At 67.2% G+C, this 19,176-nt stretch carries 17 protein-coding genes; 11 read left to right on the forward strand and 6 right to left on the reverse strand.

Going from position 1 to position 19,176, the window contains the following annotated elements:
- Window positions 1–4,272 (reverse strand): DEAD/DEAH box helicase, encoded by a 4,272-nt coding sequence (locus tag CL52_RS13055; protein ID WP_043221141.1) that lies wholly within the window; start codon window positions 4,270–4,272, stop codon window positions 1–3.
- A 115-nt stretch (window positions 4,273–4,387) separates the two neighbouring features.
- Here CL52_RS13055 and CL52_RS13060 point away from each other — a divergent pair, with 115 nt between their 5' ends.
- Entirely contained in the window at window positions 4,388–4,699 is a 312-nt protein-coding gene (locus CL52_RS13060; RefSeq protein WP_041106860.1) for a hypothetical protein, read from the forward strand.
- 8 nt (window positions 4,700–4,707) lie between these two features.
- Complete coding sequence (locus tag CL52_RS13065; RefSeq protein WP_043221143.1) at window positions 4,708–5,403, forward strand: SDR family oxidoreductase; 696 nt, start codon at window positions 4,708–4,710, stop codon at window positions 5,401–5,403.
- Between the two features lie 2 nt (window positions 5,404–5,405).
- On the opposite strand, the gene CL52_RS13070 is transcribed toward CL52_RS13065, so the two are convergent.
- On the reverse strand, window positions 5,406–6,221 hold the full coding sequence (locus tag CL52_RS13070) for an OBAP family protein (RefSeq protein ID WP_043221145.1): 816 nt from the start codon (window positions 6,219–6,221) through the stop codon (window positions 5,406–5,408).
- 133 nt (window positions 6,222–6,354) lie between these two features.
- Here CL52_RS13070 and egtB point away from each other — a divergent pair, with 133 nt between their 5' ends.
- Entirely contained in the window at window positions 6,355–7,650 is a 1,296-nt protein-coding gene (egtB, locus tag CL52_RS13075) for an ergothioneine biosynthesis protein EgtB (protein ID WP_043221148.1), read from the forward strand.
- Between the two features lie 83 nt (window positions 7,651–7,733).
- Window positions 7,734–9,494: a S8/S53 family peptidase gene (locus tag CL52_RS13080; protein WP_043223180.1), complete on the forward strand. Its 1,761-nt coding sequence runs from the start codon at window positions 7,734–7,736 to the stop codon at window positions 9,492–9,494.
- A 14-nt stretch (window positions 9,495–9,508) separates the two neighbouring features.
- Here the strand turns inward: CL52_RS13080 and CL52_RS13085 are convergent, their stop codons facing one another.
- Complete coding sequence (locus CL52_RS13085; RefSeq protein ID WP_041106868.1) at window positions 9,509–9,892, reverse strand: hypothetical protein; 384 nt, start codon at window positions 9,890–9,892, stop codon at window positions 9,509–9,511.
- A gap of 122 nt (window positions 9,893–10,014) precedes the next feature.
- Here CL52_RS13085 and CL52_RS13090 point away from each other — a divergent pair, with 122 nt between their 5' ends.
- The gene (locus CL52_RS13090) at window positions 10,015–10,302 is read left to right on the forward strand and encodes a hypothetical protein (protein WP_043221149.1); all 288 of its coding nucleotides are present in this window, start codon (window positions 10,015–10,017) and stop codon (window positions 10,300–10,302) included.
- Window positions 10,303–10,317: 15 nt separating this feature from the next.
- Here the strand turns inward: CL52_RS13090 and CL52_RS13095 are convergent, their stop codons facing one another.
- Complete coding sequence (locus tag CL52_RS13095) at window positions 10,318–11,640, reverse strand: DEAD/DEAH box helicase (protein WP_043221150.1); 1,323 nt, start codon at window positions 11,638–11,640, stop codon at window positions 10,318–10,320.
- A gap of 153 nt (window positions 11,641–11,793) precedes the next feature.
- Between CL52_RS13095 and CL52_RS13100 the strand changes: the two genes are divergently transcribed.
- A complete protein-coding gene (locus CL52_RS13100; protein WP_043221152.1) occupies window positions 11,794–12,210 on the forward strand; it encodes an anti-virulence regulator CigR family protein in 417 nt (138 codons plus the stop codon).
- Between the two features lie 6 nt (window positions 12,211–12,216).
- Here the strand turns inward: CL52_RS13100 and CL52_RS13105 are convergent, their stop codons facing one another.
- Window positions 12,217–12,540, reverse strand: coding sequence for a hypothetical protein (locus tag CL52_RS13105; protein ID WP_043221156.1), 324 nt, complete (start codon window positions 12,538–12,540; stop codon window positions 12,217–12,219).
- Window positions 12,541–12,604: 64 nt separating this feature from the next.
- Between CL52_RS13105 and CL52_RS13110 the strand changes: the two genes are divergently transcribed.
- The 5 genes from CL52_RS13110 (at window position 12,605) to CL52_RS13130 (ending at window position 15,564) form a co-directional block, all read left to right on the forward strand.
- Entirely contained in the window at window positions 12,605–13,522 is a 918-nt protein-coding gene (locus CL52_RS13110; RefSeq protein WP_043221158.1) for a LysR family transcriptional regulator, read from the forward strand.
- Between the two features lie 24 nt (window positions 13,523–13,546).
- Complete coding sequence (locus CL52_RS13115) at window positions 13,547–14,101, forward strand: peptidylprolyl isomerase (RefSeq protein ID WP_041106880.1); 555 nt, start codon at window positions 13,547–13,549, stop codon at window positions 14,099–14,101.
- Window positions 14,102–14,227: 126 nt separating this feature from the next.
- Window positions 14,228–14,647 carry a DUF6306 domain-containing protein gene (locus CL52_RS13120; protein WP_041106882.1) on the forward strand — a complete coding sequence of 140 codons (420 nt, stop codon included), beginning with the start codon at window positions 14,228–14,230 and terminating at the stop codon, window positions 14,645–14,647.
- Window positions 14,648–14,725: 78 nt separating this feature from the next.
- Complete coding sequence (locus CL52_RS13125) at window positions 14,726–15,160, forward strand: hypothetical protein (RefSeq protein ID WP_041106884.1); 435 nt, start codon at window positions 14,726–14,728, stop codon at window positions 15,158–15,160.
- On the forward strand, window positions 15,160–15,564 hold the full coding sequence (locus tag CL52_RS13130) for an META domain-containing protein (protein WP_041106886.1): 405 nt from the start codon (window positions 15,160–15,162) through the stop codon (window positions 15,562–15,564). The genes CL52_RS13125 and CL52_RS13130 overlap by 1 nt, the downstream gene beginning before the upstream one ends.
- A gap of 242 nt (window positions 15,565–15,806) precedes the next feature.
- Here the strand turns inward: CL52_RS13130 and CL52_RS13135 are convergent, their stop codons facing one another.
- A complete protein-coding gene (locus CL52_RS13135; protein ID WP_041106888.1) occupies window positions 15,807–19,175 on the reverse strand; it encodes a LamG domain-containing protein in 3,369 nt (1,122 codons plus the stop codon).
- Window position 19,176 lies beyond the last annotated feature (1 nt).

Here is a 19,176-nt window from a genome sequence, read left to right on the forward strand (position 1 = left end):
CTAGCGCCGTGTGACGATCAGCCTGCGGCGCGCCTGCTGCTGCCCGGCCTCGTCCAGTTCGGCCAGCCAGTGCACCTCGCCGGCGACCAGCACCGCCTGGGCCACCCCATCGCGGTAGAGAATGCGATTGCCAGGGAGCGCAGCGACGCGGCTGCCCGGCAACAGGGTGCCCAGCTGATTCAGCGGATCGACCGCGGAGACCACCACCCATTGCTCCGCCGCAGCCGAGTGCCTGGCCTCGCGCAGCGGGCCGAGCGCTTCGGGCAGGGCGAACTGCTCGCCCGACATGCCGGCGACGAAGCGCCCGCCACGGATTTCGCCGCGCGCTTCCAGGCGGTGATAGACGCGCAGCAGCTCGCGCCAGGGCGGCAGCCAGTCGGCCTCGCGCTCGAGCAGGCGCCAGAACACCACGCCATAGCGCCGCAGCAGCACGCGGGCGACCTGCTCCAGGCGTTCGTCTTCGCTCGTCGCTTCACCGCCGCCGCGCAGCAAGGCCCAGCGGCCGGCATCCGCCATGCCGCCGATGAAGGCCCCGCCGTGGCGCCGCCGTGATTCGCGGCTGCGTCGGCTCGCCGGGGCGAGCAGCGCACGCAACCCGGCAAAGCCGTCGGCATTCACCAGGCCAAGGGCGACCAGCTCGCCGAGGGCGTCCTCCAGCTCGCTGCGCAACAGGTGCGCCTCATGCTGCAGTTCGTCGAAGAACAGCGCGCCGTGCCGGGCCAGCGCGTCACGCACCTTGGCCGCCCGCGGCGAAGGCTCGGCCTCGCCCTCTCCGCTCGACAGCGCCTGCCAGGCACTCAGCGCACGGCGAGGCAGCAGGACGATCGGCGTGCCGCGCACCGGGCCGGCCGCGGCGCGGGTTCGCCCGGCCAGGCGCGCCCAGACGATGCGCCCGGAGCGGCAGGCCTCATCCAGCCAGAGCGGGCTGTACTCATCCAGCCGCGCCGGCAGCAGGTCGCTTTCCCAGGCGCCGGCAGCGGCCTGGAAGCCCTCGAGCTGGTCGAGCACCAGGGCCAGCGCCTCGCGCCCGCGCAGCCGCGTCTGCGCGCCAAGGTGCTGCCAGTCGATGAGAAAGCGCATGAAGGCGGCCGGCTCCACCGGTTCGATTTCGCGACGCAGGCGCTTGACCGTGTAGCGGTGGATACGCGCCAGCAGGTGCCGCTCGCACCACTCGTCCTGGCTCGCAGCGGGGCTGAAGCGCCCGCGCATGGCGTAGCCCTCGCGCTCCAGCGCCAGCAGCGCCTGCGCCACCTGCGAGGCCGGCAGCGCCAGCGGCCGCGCGATCAGCGGCAACGGCAGCGGGCCGAAGCCGCTGAGCCGGGCGCGCAGCAGCTCGACCCCCGCAGCGTCCTCGTCATCGGCGCAGGCCGGTACGTCCAGCGCCGGCTCGGCAGGCGCGTTCGGGTACAAGCGGCGCAGCAGGGCCAGTCGCTCGCGGGCAACCCACAGGCTGCGCCCCTCGGCGACCGCCAGGCAGGTGGCCCGGCCGCCCTGCGCCAAGGTCTGCAGCCAGGCATGCCAGCCGTCCTGCAGCTCGCTTTCGGCGAGGCAGCCCAGCCCGACCAGCGCCTCGTGCATCTCGTCGCAACTGCGTACCTCGGGCCAGGCCTGTTCGCGTACCGCGGCAATCGCCTCGGCGTCCAGCGCACCCATGTCCTCGCTGCCCTGCGGCTCGCTCCAGCGTCGCGCCAGCACCGCCTGGGTGCGCCGCTCTTCCAGCGGCACATCATCGAGGAAGGCATAGGGCCTCGCGCCGAGCACTTCCATCGCCAGCGACGAGGGCGCCGGCAGGTCGCGGGTCAGCAGCTCCACCTCGCCGCCTTCGATGCGCCGCAGAAGGGCCAGCCAGCCCTCGCTGTCCATCGCCTCGTGCAGGCAGTCGTCGAGGGTCTGGGCGACCAGCGGATGCTCGGGAATCTCACGTTCGCCGACGATGTTCTCCAGGCAGGCGACCTGGTCGGGGAACACCGTGGCCAGCAGGTCTTCGCTCTTCATCCGCTGCAGTTGCGGCGCCACCCGTCGGCCGCCGCTCATGCGCGGCAGGGCCAGCGCGGTGACCGCGTTCCAGCGCCAGCGCACGGCAAACAGCGGCGCATCGAGCAGCGCCTGGATCAGCACGTGCTCGGCCGTGGCCGAATGCAGATAGCGCCAGATCTCCTCGAGCGGGAAGCTGTGGCTGGTCGACAGCGACAGCACGATGGCGTCCTCCGTCGCGGCCGCCTGCAGCTCGAAGTTGAAGGTGCGGCAGAACCGTTTGCGCAAGGCCAGGCCCCAGGCGCGGTTTAGGCGGCTGCCGAACGGCGAGTGAATAACCAGCTGGGTGCCGCCGGATTCGTCGAAGAAGCGCTCCATGACCAGCCGTTGCTGGGTCGGCAGCTCGCCGAGCGCAGCGCGTGCGCGCGCCAGGTATTCGACGATCTGCCGTGCGCCGGCCTCGGGCAGGCCGAGTGACTCGACCAGCCAGGCGAGCGCCACCTGCAGCTCGCCGGCCGCCTGCGCCAGACGTTGCCCGACCTCCTCACGCAGCCGCGCCACGGCCAGCGACAGCGCGTCGCTGCGCCCGGGCGCCTCGCCGATCCAGAACGGGATATTCGGCGGCTGGCCGCGGGCATCCTCCACGCGCACCCGGCCGGACTCGATCTTGAGGATGCGGTAGGAGGTGTTGCCAAGCTGGAAGATGTCGCCGGCCAGGCTTTCGACGGCGAAGTCCTCGTTGACCGTGCCGATGTTCAGCCCCTGGGGTTCGAGCAGCACCGCGTAGTCGGCGTTGTCGGCGATGGTGCCCCCGGAGGTCAGCGCCGTGGTGCGCCCGCCACGCCGGCCGCGCAGGCTGCGGCTGACGCTGTCGCGGTGCAGGTAGGCGCCACGCGGCCCGTGGCGGGTGCTGTAGCCCTGGGCGAGCATCTCGAGCAGTGCCTGGTAATGCCGGACGTCGAGTTCACGATAGGGCCCGGCGCGATGGATCAGCGCAAGCAGCTCGTCCTCGCCCCATTCGGCGCAGGCGACCTCGGCGACGATCTGCTGGGCCAGCACATCCAGCGGCGCGCGGGGAATCTGCAGGCGATCCAGCTCGCCGCGGCGCACCGCGTCGAGCAGCGCGGCGCACTCGACCAGGTCGTCGCGCGAGGTGGGAAACAGGCGCCCCTTCGACACCCCGGCGACCTGGTGCCCGGCGCGGCCGACGCGCTGCAGGAAGGCCGAGATCGAGCGCGGCGAACCGAGCTGGCAGACCAGCTCCACCTCGCCGATGTCGATGCCCAGCTCCAGCGAGGCGGTGGCGACCAGCAGGCGCAGCTCGCCGGCCTTGAGCTGCTGCTCGGCGCGCAAGCGGTGCTCGCGCGCCATCGAGCCGTGGTGCGCACCGACCACCGCCTGGCCGAGGCGCTCGGACAGATGCCGCGCGGTGCGTTCGGCCATGCGCCGGGTGTTGACGAATACCAGCGTGGTGCGGTGCTCGCGCGCCAGCTCGGCGAGGCGGTCGTAGACGGCTTCCCAGGCCTGATTGCTCATCACCGCCTCGAGCGGCACCGGCGGCACTTCCAGCGCCAGATCGCGCGCCCTGCCGTGGCCGATGTCGACGATCTCGCAGGTGCGCCCGGCGCCGACGAGAAAACCGGCCACCGCCTCGACCGGCTTCTGCGTGGCCGACAGCCCGACCCGCACCAGCGGTCGCGCGCACAGCGCCTCAAGCCGCTCGAGGGTCAGCGCCAGGTGGCTGCCACGCTTGTTGCCGGCCACCGCGTGGATCTCGTCGACGATCAGGCTGCGCACGTCCTTGAGCATCTCGCGGCCGGACGCCGAGCCAAGCAGCACGTAAAGCGACTCGGGCGTGGTGACCAGCACGTGCGGCCGCCGCCGGCGCATCGCCGCGCGCTCGGCCTGCGGGGTGTCGCCGGTGCGCACGGCGGTGCGGATGCCCGGTGCGGGCAGGCCGAGCCGCACCAGTTCTTCGGCGATGCCAGCCAGCGGCGCCTCGAGATTCAGGTGGATGTCGTTCGACAGCGCCTTGAGCGGCGACACGTAGACGACCCGGGTCTCGTCCGGCAGCCCGCCATCGGCAAGGCTCTGCTGCACCAGGGCGTCGAGCGCCGCGAGAAAGGCGGTGAGCGTCTTGCCCGAGCCGGTCGGTGCCGCGACCAGGGTCGAGCGGCCGGCACGAATCAGCGGCCAGGCGCGCGCCTGCGCCGGCGTCGGCTGGCCGAAGGTGCGGGTGAACCAGCCGGCGACCGCGGGATGGAAGCCGGCCAAGGCATCGAGAGTGCTATCGGTCATCGCTCGAATATGGTGCCGGCCGGTGCCGCGCACAAGCGACAGCCGGTCGCCTGAAGGGAAACGGCTGGCGCCGGCGTCGGTCTACCCGCCTGTAACCCTTTTGGAGAATGCCGCGATGACCACGACTGCGCTGACCCTGGACAACGCCATGAAGATCGCCGCCGAAGCCTTTCTGCCCTATGGCTGCGTGACCGGAGCCAACCCGGACGGCGACAGCTTCGGCTTCACCGTGATGAACGGCGACGGCGCCGAGGTGCTGCGTGTCGCCCAGATCGAGCGCGAGGCCTACGCCGACCCGCTGCGCCTGGCCGAGACGATCGAACGCACCCGCCAGGAGCTGCGCCTCAAAGGCTGCCAGCTGGAGGACTGGTCGATGCCCTTCATCACCGACGCCAGCGGGATTCCTGAAACCACGCCGAACTACTAGGAGCCGACATGAGCGATCCGGTTCTGCTGATTACCGGCGCCTCGTCCGGCATCGGTGCGGCTACCGCCCGGCTGGCCGCGGCAAACGGTTACCGCGTGGCCCTGGCGGCGCGTTCGCAAGCCAGGCTGGCGGAGCTGGTGGACGAACTCGGCGGCAGCGAGCGGGCCGTGGCGCTGCGCTGCGATGTGCAATCGATCGAGGACCAGCAGGCCATGGTCGCGCACACGCTGGCGCATTTCGGCCAGCTCGACGCGGTCTACGCCAACGCCGGCATTCCTGGCAGCGAAGGCGGCTTCAGCGGCGCCGATCCCGAGGCATGGAAAGCCATGCTGCTGACCAACGTCTATGGCGTTGCGCTGACCCTGCGCTACACGCTCGAAGCGCTCAAGGCCAGCCGCGGCCACGTGTTGCTGACCGGCTCGGCGGCCGGTCGCTTCGTGATTCCCGGCTCCATGTACGGCGCCAGCAAGTGGGCGGTCACCGGTATCGGCATGAACCTGCGCGAGGAGCTGCGCGGCACCGGCGTGCGCGTCACCCTGGTCGAGCCGGGCATGGTCGACACGCCGCTGTTCGACGAACCGCCGGCCTATGCCCTGCAGCCCGAGGACATCGCCCGAGCGGTGGTCTATGCGCTCAGCCAGCCGGCACACGTCGACCTCAACGAGATACTCATCCGCCCGACGCCGTCGCTGGCCGAAAGCTGAACTCAGCACGCGCCGCTGCGCTGCAGCTGCTCGCCGAGCTTGCCACGCTCGTGCACCTCGGCCGGGCCTATCTCGTCGGCCTGCGGCGGTTCGGCAGAAAGCCGCACGCGCTGCAGGCGGATGACCTCGCCATGCTCCCAGGCGTTGGCCAGCGGGTCGACCGGCGGCTGCGCGATGGACGCCCGCGCTCGACGGCTGGCCCCGGTATCGACGCCCAGGCGCCGATCGCGCGCCGCCTCCAGCGCCGGGTCTAGCTGGCCATCGGCGGTGAACCCCATCATCAGCGCCGGAATGCCGTACGGCAGGGCCTTGTCGCGGTCGGTATGCCAGGTGTGCCAGGTCTTGCCGTAGGTGGTCACCAGCTGTTCCATCAGCGCCTTCTCGGCGAGTTGCGGCAGCCCCGGGGCCACCAGGGTGCCGGACTTCACCTCGTAGTCATGGCTGTGCCAGAGCTTCTTCTCCTCGTCCGGCAGGCCCTGGAACAGGCGTGCACTGATGATGTACTCGACGCCCATCAGCTTGGCATCGCGGCCGTTGCCGTCGTAGATCACCGCTTGCATCACGTCCTCGTTGAGCCGGGTCACGTAGTGGTGCGCCTCCATCTGGCCGTCCATGTCGCCGCTGTAGAAGTGGAAGCCGTTGAGGTAGGCGCTCACCGCGTTCAGCGGCGCCTTGCCCTGCAGCAGCCGGGCGCCGGCCTCCAGTGCTTGCGTCTCGGCCCGCTTCGGCGCACCGGCCGCCTCGGTATAGGACGCGGTGTCGTGTTGGGTACAGGCGCCGAGCAGCAGGCTCGAGCCCAGTAGCAAAGTTCGTTTCATGGGAATCCTCCGGTTCCTCTTGCCGAGTCGTGCAAGCCGACGATGGTTCATACCGGCGGGCAGAAACTTTGCGTAGCGCAGCCGGTCGCTATGCAAGCGGCGTCTGCCGCGAACAACGGGCGAAGGGGGAGCCATGGGCAATCTGGCAGAACAGCCGAAACAGCCGGCCGCCGAGACGGCGCTGGCGGCATTGCAGGCGCGCTTCGCGCAGGTGCGCGCGACCAGCGAGGCCATCTGCGCGCCATTGCAGACCGAGGACTACGTGATCCAGAGCATGCCCGACGTCAGCCCACCGAAGTGGCACCTGGCGCATGTCACCTGGTTCTTCGAGGCGTTCATCCTCAAGCCCTATTTCGCCGGCTACCGAACACCGAACGCAGCCTTCGACCACCTGTTCAACTCCTATTACGAAACCCATGGCACGCCGTTTCCGCGACCGCGCCGCGGGTTGCTGTCGCGCCCAGGGGTCGACGAGGTGTACCGCTTTCGCGCGCATGTCGACCAGGCGATGACCGAGCTGCTGGCCCAGTCGCCGGCCGAGCATCTGGACGAGATCATCCGGCGCGTGGAGCTCGGCCTGCAGCACGAGCAGCAGCATCAGGAGCTGCTGCTCATGGACATCAAGCACATCCTCGCGCAGAACCCGCTGCACCCGGTCTACCGCGCCGATCTGCGGGCGGCCCCCAAGCGCGCCCCCCAACGTCGCCAGTGGCATGACTATGCCGGCGGCGTGGTGACCATCGGGCATGACGGCAACGGTTTCTCGTTCGACTGCGAGACGCCGCGCCATCGCGCGTTCGTCGAGGATTTCCAGCTCGCCGAGCGACTGGTGACCAACGGCGAGTACCTGGCCTTCATTGCCGACGGCGGCTACGCACGCCCGGAACTCTGGCTGGCCGACGGCTGGTCGCTGATCCAGCAGAGCGCCTGGCACGCGCCGCTGTACTGGCAACATCTGGACGACGCCTGGCACGAGATGACCCTTGGCGGCCTGCGCGCGCTCGACCTCGAGGCCCCGGTGTGCCATGTCAGCTATTACGAGGCCGATGCCTTTGCCCGCTGGGCCGGCGCACGGCTGCCGCGCGAGGCCGAGTGGGAGCTGGCGGCCAGCGGCGTGCCACAGGTCGGCAACTTCCTCGAGAGCGACTACCTGCAGCCGGTCGCCGGCGGCGCGGCCGGCCAGGCACCGAGCCAGTTGTTCGGCGATGTCTGGGAGTGGACAGCCAGCGCCTACCTGCCCTATCCCGGGTTCCGGCCGCTGCCGGGCAGCCTTGGCGAATACAACGGCAAGTTCATGTCCGGGCAGATGGTCCTGCGTGGCGGTTGTTGCGCGACCCCGGCCTCGCACATCCGCGCCACCTACCGCAATTTCTTCCAACCGGCGATGCGCTGGCAGTTCGGCGGCCTGCGCCTGGCCCGGGACCTGTAACACCGCGCCGGCCCTGTATCGGCGCCGGCCGCCACCTTCGAGACCTCTTCGACCAACCGAGCCTTCCCTTGCAGATTCCCGCCATGTCCGCCTCGATCTCGCGGCCGCTCCTCGGCCTGTCCGTATTCATGCTGCTGAGCGCCTCGGCGCTGGCCGAACCGGCGCTGCGGCTCAAGCAGCTGCAACGCTGTGGCGACCTGCTCGCCGAACGCGAACTGACCTTCTGCCTGCGCAGCGAGGGCGCCGGCGATCAGCCCGTGCGCCTGAAGCTGGCCGGCAAGGAGATCAGCGCCTCGCACATCCAGCGCAGCGGCGCCAACCTGCGTTTCACCCTCGACGCCGAACGGCACCGCAGCGGCCCCTTGTGGCTGGAGCACGCTGGCCGACGCAGCAATGCGGCCTGGCTTTCGCTGGGGCGCAGCCAGGTGGTCGCCGCCAGCGAAGAGCGGGTCACCGAAAACATGGACGGTCTGCCCAGCTACATCGACCTGGTCAGCCTGATCATCGAGGAAGACCTCGAGGGCCTGCCGACCGCGCGCCGCCTGGCCAAGCGCTACGGGGCGGAAGTGGTGGGCGCCATCGCGCCGCTCAACACCTACCAGTTGCGTCTGCCGGTCAAGGACCTCACCGAGCGCGACGCGCTGGTGCTGCGCCTGGGCAGCGAAACCGGGGTCGACGCCGTGGTGGTCGAGGAAAGCAGCGCCGAACCCGTCGAACAGGACCGCGGAGCCCGGCGGCCGCAGGACCAGGAGTGGGCAGCCAACCGTTTTCTCGATGCGGTCGCCTACTACCGCCATCGAATCCCGGCGCGCGACGCGCCGATCAAGACTACGCCGGTGCGCATCGGGGTGATCGAGCGCGACCTGGATTTCGACGCCGCCGCATTTGCCGGCTACCTCGAACCTTGCAAACCGGCCGCGCGGCGCACCTGTCTCTATGGCCGCGATGCCGACCGGCCGGATGGCCACGGCAGCAGCGTGGCCGGCATCCTCGCCGCGCGTGGCGACGATAGCCGCGACCAGGGTTTTCTCAGCGCCCTGGATGGCACCGGCCCGGGTTTCGAGGTGATCGTCGAGCGCAATTCAGACGCCGGCATCACGGCGAATGTCGCGGCCTCGGTGAACCTGGTCGAGGACGGTGCGCGCATCCTCAACTGGAGCTGGGGTATCCATCGCATCGGCACGGTCGACGTGCATGGCGAGCCGGTGGACTCCCTGCTGCGCTCCGGCATCGCCATGAGCGGCTACGAAGAGCTGCTCGAGGAGTTCTTTCTCTGGCTGCGCCGCGAGCATCCGGATGTGGTGGTCGTCAATTCCGCCGGCAACGGCTCGGCGCGCTCGGGCAGCGACGATTACCGCCTGCCATCGTCGTTCATCACCGAGCAACTGCTGGTGGTCGGTGGCCACCAGCGCGACCTTGATCGCGACGTCCCGGTCGAGCATCCCGGCTACGTCGACAAACGGCCGTCCTCGAATGTCGACATGCGCGTGGACATCACCGCCTCGGCCTGTACCCGCGCCGCGACCCTGGAGTCCGGCCTGACCGGCGATGTGCACTGCGGCACCTCCTATGCCACGCCACTGGTGGCCGGCACGCTCGCGGCGATGCGCTCGATCAACCCGCAATTAGAGCCCGAGCAGCTGCGCGAGCTGCTGCGGCGCAGCGCGATGACCATCGGCGGCGAGTCGGACTTCGAGCCCGCCGACGCCGACGACCTGACCGCGCCGATCCTGCCGTCCGAGCGCAACTTCCGCATCGACGATCAGGACGTCGGCCGCTCGGCGCGGCTGGACATGCGCCGGGCGCTGGAGCTGACGGTCAAGAGCCTCGACCAGCCACGCTGAGCCCGGCGCCGTACTCAGCGCCGGGCGATCAGCGCATCGAAGGTTTCCGGCACCAGCGCCGCAGCGCCCTGGTCGGTCATGCGCTGGCGCAAATTGGCGCTGTCAGGGTGGCGACCATCGAGCACGTCGAGCAGCTGCTGGCCGCGCTCGGTCAGCACGAAATTCTCGCCCGTGCCGCCCTCTTCTTCCGGTCGCGCGACCATGAACCCGCCTTCGAACAGGATGCTCTCGTAGTTCGCCGCTTCGGCACGCAGACTGTCGAGGTTGGGCATCGGCTGGCCGCGGTTCTCCAGGTCGAGTGCATGCTCCTCGGCGTAGCGACGTGGCTGGAAGTTGTGGTTGGCCGACTGCTGTACCTCATGCAGCAGGCGCAGGACGAGTTCCCAGTCGTAGCTCATGGCGATCTCCTCAGAAGGTGCCGGTCTTGCTAGTTCCGACCGTGCCCGCGGCGCCCGGTTCGCTGAACTAAAGCGGCCGCCGGGCGATCCACCGTACAACGCAACCGAATGAAGATAGGCCCATGAAAGCGCTGTTCCTGCCCCTCGCCGCCGCCCTGCTGGCCAGCCCTGCCGTGCAGGCGGCCTGTACGCCCGACGAAATCACCGCCAAGGCCGAGCAGCTCGCCGAGCGGGTCAACCAGCTGACTCAGAACGACCCGGAGCGCGCCAGACAATTGAACGAGGAAATCCGCCAGTACGAGGACCGTCGCACCGCCGAGCAACTGGGTGACGAGTGCGAGGCCTATGACCGGCGCATGCGCCAGCTGGAAGAGGCCGAACGGCAGGCGGACATGCCGTCGGACAAGTGAATGCGCGCGGCCGCCTTACTCGGCGGCCGGCTTCTTGCGGCGCAGCGGCGCCGTGCCGTCGACATTGACCACCGCTGAGGGCGCCGATTTAGGCCGCTTGGCGGCTGGCCGAACCTTCTTCTCGGTGGCGCCCTTCTTCTTGTCGACCTTCTTTTTCTTGGTTCCCGCGGCCTTGCCGGAGGCTTTCAGGTTCTTCGGCCCCTGGTAGTGGCCCTTCAGGCCCTTGATCACGCGACGCTCGAAGCGCTGCTTCAGATAGCGCTCGATGCTCGACATCAGGTTCCACTCGGTGTGGCCGATCAGCGAAATGGCCAGCCCCTCGCCACCGGCACGGCCAGTGCGGCCGATGCGGTGCACGTATTCATCGCCGGAACGTGGCATATCGAAGTTGATCACCAGATCCATGCCTTCGATGTCCAGGCCGCGCGCCGCCACGTCGGTGGCCACGAGCACCTTGACGCCACCCTGCTTGAGCCGCTCGATGGCGAGCTTGCGCTCTTTCTGGTCCTTCTCCCCGTGCAACACGAAGACCTTGACGTCGCTCGCCACCAGGTGGCCGTAAAGACGGTCGGCCTGGGCCCGGGTATTGGTGAAGATCACCGCCTTCTGGTACGTCTCGTTGGCGAGCAGCCAATGCACGAGCCGCTCCTTGTGCGCCACGTCGTCGGTCGTGATGATCTGCTGACGGGTCGCCTCATTGAGTTCGCTGACCCGGTTGAGCTGCAGGTGCAGCGGCTCGCGCAGCACTTTCGTGACCATTTCACGCAGGCCGGCGCCGCCACTGGTGGCGGAGAACAGCAGCGTCTGCTGGCGCCGCGGGCATTGGTCGACCAGACGCTGCACGTCTTCGGCAAAGCCCATGTCGAGCATCCGGTCGGCCTCGTCGAGCACGACGATCTCGACGTCGCCCAGCACCAGATTGCCCGCCTCCAGATGCTCGATCAGCCGGCCCGGCGTGCCGATCAGGACGTCGGGAATCTTGCGCAGCATGGCGGCCTGCACCTTGAAGTCCTCGCCGCCGGTGATCAGCCCGGCCTTGAGGAAGGTGAAGCGGGCGAAGCGCTCGACTTCCTTGAGCGTCTGCTGTGCCAGCTCACGGGTCGGCAGCAGAATCAGTGCGCGCACATCGGTACGCGGCTGGGCATCGCGGATCAGCCGGTTGAGCATCGGCAGGACGAACGCGGCGGTCTTGCCGCTGCCGGTCTGTGCCGTCACCCGCAGATCGCGGCCTTCGAGGGCCGGCGGGATGGCCGCGACCTGCACCGCGGTCGGCTCGACGAACTTGAGTTCGGCTACCGCCTTGAGCAGGCGTTCGTGCAGGGCGAATTGATCAAACAAGGGCAACCTCGGAGAAACGTGAAGACGAGTGCCATAGGTTAACCGCTTCGACGGGCAAAGGCGCGTTCTGCAATGGCCAGCATGTTCCAACCCGCGCGCAGGCGCTAAGCTGGAAACAATCGAAACGGGGAATTAATTCCCGGGAGTCAGCCGATGAACTCGATGAACAAGTGGATCAGCCCCTTTGCCAGCGCTGCCGTGCTGGCCGTTGCCTGCAGCGCCAACCTGGCGATCGCCGAGCTGAAACACGGCATGCCGGGCCAGGGCAAGCCCGGCGCGGCTTATACCCATGACCTGCACGGCCCGACGATCGATGTCCGCGACGTCCGCCGCACGCTCGAGCGCCACCGCGACCTCTGGCAACCGGCCAGCTCCCTGCCACCGGGCATCCGCAAGAATCTGGCCCGCGGCAAGCCGCTGCCGCCGGGGATCGCGATGAAGCTCGACCAGCGCCTGCTCGACCGGCTGCCGCACTACGCCGGCTACGAATGGCGCCAGGTCGGCCGCGATCTCCTGCTTATCGCCGCCAGCGGCGCGATCTACGAAATACTGGAAAACGTACTCGACTGAGCCGCCCTACTTGGGCTCGCAGGTGAGCTGGATGCGCAGGCGGATGATGTCGCGCTTGAACTTGCTCGACAGCGCCTTGCGCTCACCGGGTTCGAGCTCGGTGCGACGGGTGCGTGGTGTCTCCGGCCCGTTGCGGAATACCAGCGTGCAGACCGCGGCACGCTGGCCGTAGTTGTGCAGTTCGACAGCGGCCAGATCACGGTCGATGGCCTGCGGCGTCGCCATGATTTCCGCGCCATTGAGCTGCTCGTCGACCTCGATCGGGTAAGTCGCTGCAGAAGCCGTCAGCGGCAGTAGCAGGGCAAGCAGGCTGTAGCGGATCTTTTTCATTCGGCTGTCTCCTGACCAGGCGGGCAGCCAGCGTAGCAGACCAGAGGCAGGGGAACCGACGTAGATGAAAGTGCCACGTGTGACGCTCGAGCAATGGCGCACGCTGCAAGCGGTGATCGACAGTGGCGGCTTCGCCCAGGCGGCCGAAGTACTGCATCGCTCGCAATCGTCGGTCAGCTACACCGTGGCGCGCATGCAGGAGCAACTCGGCGTGCCGCTGCTGCGCATCGACGGGCGCAAGGCGGTGCTCACCGAAGCCGGCGAAGTGCTGCTGCGGCGCTCGCGCCAGCTCGTCAACCAGGCCAGCCAGCTCGAAGAACTCGCCCACCACATGGAGCAAGGCTGGGAAGCGGAGGTCCGGTTGTCGGTCGATGCCGCCTACCCCAACCAGAAGATCATTCGCGCCCTGACGGCGTTCATGCCCAAAAGCCGAGGCTGTCGCGTGCGACTGCGCGAGGAAGTGCTGTCCGGCGTGGAGGAAACCCTCAAGGACGGCAGTGCCGACCTGGCCATCAGCGCACTGGACATCACCGGGCATCTGGGCGCCGAGCTCAGCAGCGTGGAGTTCATCGCGGTCGCGAAGGCCGAGCACCCGCTGCATCAGCTCGGCCGCAAGCTCAGCGTGCAGGACCTGCAGAGCCAGATGCAGGTGGTGGTTCGCGATACCGGCGTGCGCCAGCCGCGCGATGCCGGCTGGCTCGGCGCCGAACAGCGCTGGACGGTCGGCAGCCTGGCGACCTCGGTAGCCTTCGTCAGCAGCGGCCTGGGCTTCGCCTGGCTGCCACGGCACATGATCGAACGCGAGCTCGCCGAAGGCGTGCTCAAACCGCTGCCGCTGATCCAAGGTAGCATCCGCAGGCCGTTGTTCTATCTCTACACTAACCCCGACAAGCCGCTCGGCCCGGCCACGCGGATTCTCATCGACCTGATCCGCACGTACGATGCCGAGCAATCCTCGCCCACCAAGGGCAAGGCTGATTGAATCGCAACCATCAGGAAACCCGCCATGCTCAAACGTCTAGCCCTCGTTGCCTGCTCCATGCTGCTCGCCGGCAACCTGCTGGCGGCTGAAAAGCCCCATGTGCTGCTCACCACCAGCCTCGGTGAAATCGAGATCGAACTCGAGTCCGAGAAAGCGCCGATCAGCGTCGAGAACTTCCTCGGCTACGTTGAAAGCGGCTTCTACGACAACACCGTTTTCCATCGCGTCATCCCGGGCTTCATGATCCAGGGGGGTGGTTTCAGCGAAGGGCTGAACCAGAAGGCGACCCGCGCGCCGATCAAGAACGAGGCCGACAATGGCCTGCACAACGTGCGCGGCACGGTCGCCATGGCGCGCACCCAGCAAGTCGACTCGGCCACCAGCCAGTTCTTCATCAACCACCGCGACAACGACTTCCTCGACCACGGTTCGCGCGACTTCGGCTATGCGGTGTTCGGCAAGGTCGTGCGCGGCATGGATGTGGTTGACCAGATCGCCCAGGTACCGACCGGCAACCGCAGCATGATGCAGAACGTCCCGCTCGAGCCGGTGAAGATTCTTTCCGCGAAAAAGCTCTGAGTACCGATGCCGCCGATGGCGGCGCCAGCAGGCTTGCGGCCGACGATCCTCGAGGCCGGCAAGCCGGCCTTGCCCTTCCCCTGCCGCGGCGCCTTGGCGCCGTCGGCGTCCGACAGGAGACGAGACATGACCGCTCCACACAGCCCGCTCAATACGCCCGAAGGCGAAGCGCAACTGCTACAGGACCTGCTCAGCGCCGAGCGCGCCGGCGCGAAAGTCGCCGGAGACTCGCTGCAGCAGACCTCCGACCCGGTCCAGCGGCAGTTGCTCGAACAGGTCCGCCAGGGCGAAATCGAGAGCTGCAAGCTGCTGCTCGATTGCCTCAAGCACCTCGGTCTCGAACCGAACAAGGAAACCGGCGCGTTCTACGGCAAGGCGATGGCCATCGAGTCGCTCGACGAGCGCATCCCGTTCATCGACAAGGGCCAGCAGTGGGTCATCCGCAAGCTGCGCGAATATCTGCCCGGCTGCCAGGACCCGCTGCTGCGCAGCGAGCTGGAACGCATGCTGGAAATCCACGAGGTGAACTCCGCCGCCTCGCACTGAAACGTGCCCGTCGTCACGTCGCCCGGGCGACCGTGCTAGCATTACCGGCCGCAGCTCCAGCAGCCAGGCAACGCTCCGATGGCCGAACACGATTTCCGCTACTCCCTTCTCAGCCCCGCGCATACGCTCACCGAATGTCGAGCGCTGGCGCCGGGGCGCTATCAGGTCACCGGCAACGGCGGCTCGATCCGCATCGGCGACACCCTGCTCGTCACGCTCAAGGGCAGCCGTGACCTTTCACAACGCCTGACGGTCGAGAAGGTCCGCCACCTCATCAACCCGCCCGGGCAATGGATGGCCGTGGCCAGCGGGCCGGTGTTCCGCGAACTGGCGATCCATCAGTGGCAGGTCGGCTGCAACGGCTGCGGCAAACGTCTGGACTTCGAATTCGCCGTTGACGCCGCGCTGGGCGAAGCGGCCCAGGCCCCGGCCGCCGAAGCCCGCATCGCCGAGCTTGGCTGGGCGAGCCGCAACGGCCACCATTTCTGTCCCACCTGCAAGGAAGCTCACTGATGCATCGCTACACCCTGCCGCTGATCGCTGCCGCACTGGCCTCTACTGGCTGCGCGGTAGAACCGCTGACGCTGGAGAACGACGTTACCTATGTCGCCGAATGGATCGGCGACGACGCGGTCGTCGGGCGCACCCCGGTTTCGCTGACGCTCTCCGGTGACCGGGCCTACGGCAACGCCGGCTGCAACCACTGGTTCGCCAGTTACCGCCTGGAAGGTGAAAACCTGCGCTTCGAGAACATCGGCAGCACCCGCAAGATGTGCGCGGAACCGATCATGCGCCAGGAGCAGCGCTTCCTCGAGCTGCTCGGCCAGGTACAGCGCTGGGACGTCTCGCGTATCGATCAGCTGCGCCTGTGGCCCGCCCAGGGCGAGCCACTGCGCTTCTGGCCCGAACAGGACTGACGCGCCATAACCGGGCAAGGCAGCCGGGCGCTGCACCACGCTGCACATCGGCGGCCTTCTCCAGCGCCAGCCGAAGCCCGAAAACCGCATCAAAATCCCCCTCCCACCGTTGAAACGAAACTGGCACACGCAGTGCATAGACTCTAGCGACCAGTTTCGGGGACCTCGGTACAGGCAGGCCGGGAATCCCCTCTTTTATGCCAAGACACAAAGGCCGCTCAGGTGAGCGGCCTTTGTGTCTTCTAGCGATAGACTTCGCGGCGGAAGATGAGGGGTTTGGGGCCGAGGTAGATGCCAAAGCTGGCAAGCCCCCGACTCGCCTCGAGCCCCTTGCCCTGCCAGTCATACCAGAGCCATTCCGGCACATTTGGAAACCCAATACGAGCTTCGCCGGTGGCTTCCGGCTTGCCGATCACCAGGCTGCCTTCATACCCCGTCTGTCCGCCCTCGATCTGAAGGCTCTGACTCGCCAGGTTGCCCACCTGTTCGAATGCCTGCGCGTTCCCCCAAATCGGAGCACTGCAGGTATCACCGGCTTCAGGGAGAAAGATATTCGATGCCCGCCAGGTCTCGATGACCCAAGGCAGGCTCAAGTCCTGCAACTCCGAGCCATGGCCGTTGCCGATGCGTAGCCGCCCCAAGCGGAACTCGCTCTGCTCCAGAACTACCTCGGAATCCTGGCAAGTGCTGCCGTTACAGACACCGTCTCTGTCGGTCAGCTCTTGCGCAGTGAAGCGCAGGAGCATCTGGAATGGATGATCGTCGGCATCCGGTTGCTCAGCGCGAAGGTAGCGTAACCAGTCCGCATCCCAGGTATAGGTGCGCTGCCCGTCACCGTCGTTATCCCCGCTCTGGCTGGGCACGAGGTCTTTGATGGACTGCCAGGTCAGCGCCTCCGGCATGCCCCTTCCCTGGTCCAGTCGAGGGGTGAGGTCCAGATTCCCGCCAGCCGCCAACCAACTCGGGACTGGGCTGCTAGCGAACCCCCAGAAGCCATCGAAATCGTAGTTCTCGGTGCGGTACTCCGCCCCGTCGGCAACGCCGTAGCCGGTGATCGTCAGCGCAGGCGGCGTAGTCACGGCGACTGGCTGATCCTGATAGCTGAACACGCCGCACCCCGCCTTCAGCGCGCCCTCGATACTTGCCTTCAGGTATCGCGGGATAAACCGCCCGATCGGAGCCGAATCGCTGGCTGGCACTGCCACGCCGAGATAGGGAGGCGGCTCGACGCGCAGGCGAAACACGCCAACCTCCGAGAGCGCCACATCCTCGACAATCGTTCCATCCCAGTTTGCCGGCGAGCCGGAAGGCAGATGATCGTAGCTCCCGTCTACCGGTGTGAGTACCTGCCCAGCCACCCCACCGACAACTGGAGAGGGGGCTAGCACCACCGGGCGTAGCTGCAGCTGATCCTGCCGATAGTTTCTTGTCGTGCTCGCCTTACAGAGCTCGCCATCGGCACGCCAGGCTACCGGTCTGATCGTTGTTGAAAATGCCTGCCCAACCTTCCGGAACACATCGCAGCTGCTGTCTCCCGCCGAACAGGTCTGCGATGGCTCGATGCAGAACCCCGCCGGTGCGGAAACGAAGTCATCGCTGCCGCTCATCGGCCCGCTGTCACCCTCCTCCGCGCTGCCCGGATAGTAGGCGTTGAGCAGCATCCGGCCGGCTTCGGCGTAGTTCACATCGAGCGAGGTGGCGCCGTTCTGATCGAAACGAAGCGCGAGCGGCCGAGCCTCTGCAAAGTTCTGCCCGACCGATTCGGCATTCACCTGAACTGGTTTCGAGCTGTCCGACAGCTCGCTGACTGACGGAGTGACGAAGCTGCTCCAGAAACGCACCTCACGCGTGCTGTCGGTGAACGCCGGCTCGCAGCGTGGGCTTCCTTCGTCACCGACGTCGATGACCGCACGCATGGGTACACCCGCCTGCACACGGCCGGCCTGCATATCAGGCACATCGAAGATGAAGCCGCTCTGCGCGAAGTTCAGCAGGCAGGCGGAAGAAAGCGGCGCATCGCCAATGCGGCAAAGCGTCAATGGCGAGGCGTCGGGCTCTGAAGCGTCGACCGCCAAGGGCATCTGCAGCTGTAGCCCCTGCAACTTAAAGGTCCCGACGCCACCTCTGAGCGTCTGCTGGTTGCCGCCGAGCCAGCCGTCCCCCCTGAGCGTTACCGACACGTCGCCCTGGTAAGGCTGGCAGGCCCCGGGGGTTGCATTGGTACAGGCCATGAGCGTGACGGTTTGGGGGCTGCAGGTATGTGCCAAGGCACTGGTGGTGAACTCGAAGTGGTCGATGCCCGCTGTCTCGCCACACGGGTGCCGCGATGCCATCTGAAGCTGAAAATCCGCCGCGCTCCATATCGTTTGCTGCAGCCGAACTTCATCGATGGCGCCAACCAGACCCTGGGTGGGATCTGCGCTTACCAACAAGGGAGCATTGTCGTCCGGTGGCACACCAAATATGAAGTAACTGATGCCAGACGACTGCTTGACACCGTTGACGTACAGGTTGCCTTCAAGCGCATCGATCCAAAGTGGTATCAAGCGCAACTTGAGGGTGAATCCGACATGCACCCACTTCCCGATCGACAGAGGCGCCGACGCGACGGACAACGTCTCAGTACTGGCCCCGAACCAGCCTGGAACACGCGAACTCAACACCAATTTGAGCTCACTATTCAGTTCGATCCGGTAGGTATCGCCCTTCGCCAGGAGAGCAACCCCGCCTCTGGGCGCAGCCTCCACCTTTAGCCAGAAACTGACACTCAACTCGCGGTCCAAATCTAACGCGTTCTGGTCATGTATCAGTAACCCGTCGCCGGGGGCATCGAATCGCCCATATCGACACGTACCTTCGCCCAGACGATCCACGGGCCAGGCCGGGTCAACCCCGGCGGTAACCGCCCCGCCAAGCACCTGGATGTCGAACGCCCCTCGCCCGGTATTGGCCGGTACGCCCCAGCTCGCCTCGTCGAAGCGCAGGTAGAGCGGAATGTTCTCCGAATCCTGGCAAAGATCGCCTTGGGCAAAGGCCGAGGCGGCCACTTCGTCGTAGGTAATGGTGTCCTTGACCTTGGTATCGATGCTGCCTTCGGCTGTTAGGGCGCCCTCTATGTGGGCGCTCGGATTGGCGGTGACATCGCCGGTCACATATACCAAGGCATTGATATCGTTCTTGGTGCCGATGCTCAGATTGCCGCGCACGACAATCAGCAAGTCGGACGCCGAACCGTTCGGGTTGATTCTGCTATGTGGCGCAAGCTCGAGATCGCCGTCGACGAACATCCGTACGGGCCGGCCAGCCGTTACCGAGATGGTCTCGCCATTGTTCAGCTTGCCAGCGTTGTAGAAATAATCCCCAGCGGCGGCGTACGACGCGCCGCGGGAGGGAAAGGGACCGTAGGCCTGGCGATCCATTACGGCAAGGTCGAGTTTCGCGCCAGTATCCGGTGTCGCGTCCTGGGGAAAGACATTTGAGCAGAGCGCCGCCGACGCGGTTGGGCTGCCAAGACAGACAGTAACCAGGAGGCAGAGCACCGCGAGCGACGATGCCCTGGCCCACGCCTGGCCAGCCAGTAGTTGCCAGCCGCCCCGTATTCTCTCGGGCATG

The organism is Stutzerimonas balearica DSM 6083 (genome assembly GCF_000818015.1).
GTDB lineage: Bacteria > Pseudomonadota > Gammaproteobacteria > Pseudomonadales > Pseudomonadaceae > Stutzerimonas > Stutzerimonas balearica.

Excerpts from the sequence above, each read along its gene's own strand:
- CL52_RS13055 (WP_043221141.1), bottom strand. The coding sequence starts at position 4,272 with ATGACCGATAGCACTCTCGATGCCTTGGCCGGCTTCCATCCCGCGGTC.
- egtB (WP_043221148.1), top strand. The coding sequence starts at position 6,355 with ATGGGCAATCTGGCAGAACAGCCGAAACAGCCGGCCGCCGAGACGGCG.
- CL52_RS13135 (WP_041106888.1), bottom strand. The coding sequence starts at position 19,175 with ATGCCCGAGAGAATACGGGGCGGCTGGCAACTACTGGCTGGCCAGGCG.
- CL52_RS13130 (WP_041106886.1), top strand. The coding sequence starts at position 15,160 with ATGCATCGCTACACCCTGCCGCTGATCGCTGCCGCACTGGCCTCTACT.
- CL52_RS13070 (WP_043221145.1), bottom strand. The coding sequence starts at position 6,221 with ATGAAACGAACTTTGCTACTGGGCTCGAGCCTGCTGCTCGGCGCCTGT.
- CL52_RS13080 (WP_043223180.1), top strand. The coding sequence starts at position 7,734 with ATGTCCGCCTCGATCTCGCGGCCGCTCCTCGGCCTGTCCGTATTCATG.
- CL52_RS13085 (WP_041106868.1), bottom strand. The coding sequence starts at position 9,892 with ATGAGCTACGACTGGGAACTCGTCCTGCGCCTGCTGCATGAGGTACAG.
- CL52_RS13115 (WP_041106880.1), top strand. The coding sequence starts at position 13,547 with ATGCTCAAACGTCTAGCCCTCGTTGCCTGCTCCATGCTGCTCGCCGGC.
- CL52_RS13100 (WP_043221152.1), top strand. The coding sequence starts at position 11,794 with ATGAACTCGATGAACAAGTGGATCAGCCCCTTTGCCAGCGCTGCCGTG.
- CL52_RS13065 (WP_043221143.1), top strand. The coding sequence starts at position 4,708 with ATGAGCGATCCGGTTCTGCTGATTACCGGCGCCTCGTCCGGCATCGGT.
- CL52_RS13110 (WP_043221158.1), top strand. The coding sequence starts at position 12,605 with ATGAAAGTGCCACGTGTGACGCTCGAGCAATGGCGCACGCTGCAAGCG.
- CL52_RS13060 (WP_041106860.1), top strand. The coding sequence starts at position 4,388 with ATGACCACGACTGCGCTGACCCTGGACAACGCCATGAAGATCGCCGCC.
- CL52_RS13125 (WP_041106884.1), top strand. The coding sequence starts at position 14,726 with ATGGCCGAACACGATTTCCGCTACTCCCTTCTCAGCCCCGCGCATACG.
- CL52_RS13105 (WP_043221156.1), bottom strand. The coding sequence starts at position 12,540 with ATGAAAAAGATCCGCTACAGCCTGCTTGCCCTGCTACTGCCGCTGACG.
- CL52_RS13090 (WP_043221149.1), top strand. The coding sequence starts at position 10,015 with ATGAAAGCGCTGTTCCTGCCCCTCGCCGCCGCCCTGCTGGCCAGCCCT.
- CL52_RS13120 (WP_041106882.1), top strand. The coding sequence starts at position 14,228 with ATGACCGCTCCACACAGCCCGCTCAATACGCCCGAAGGCGAAGCGCAA.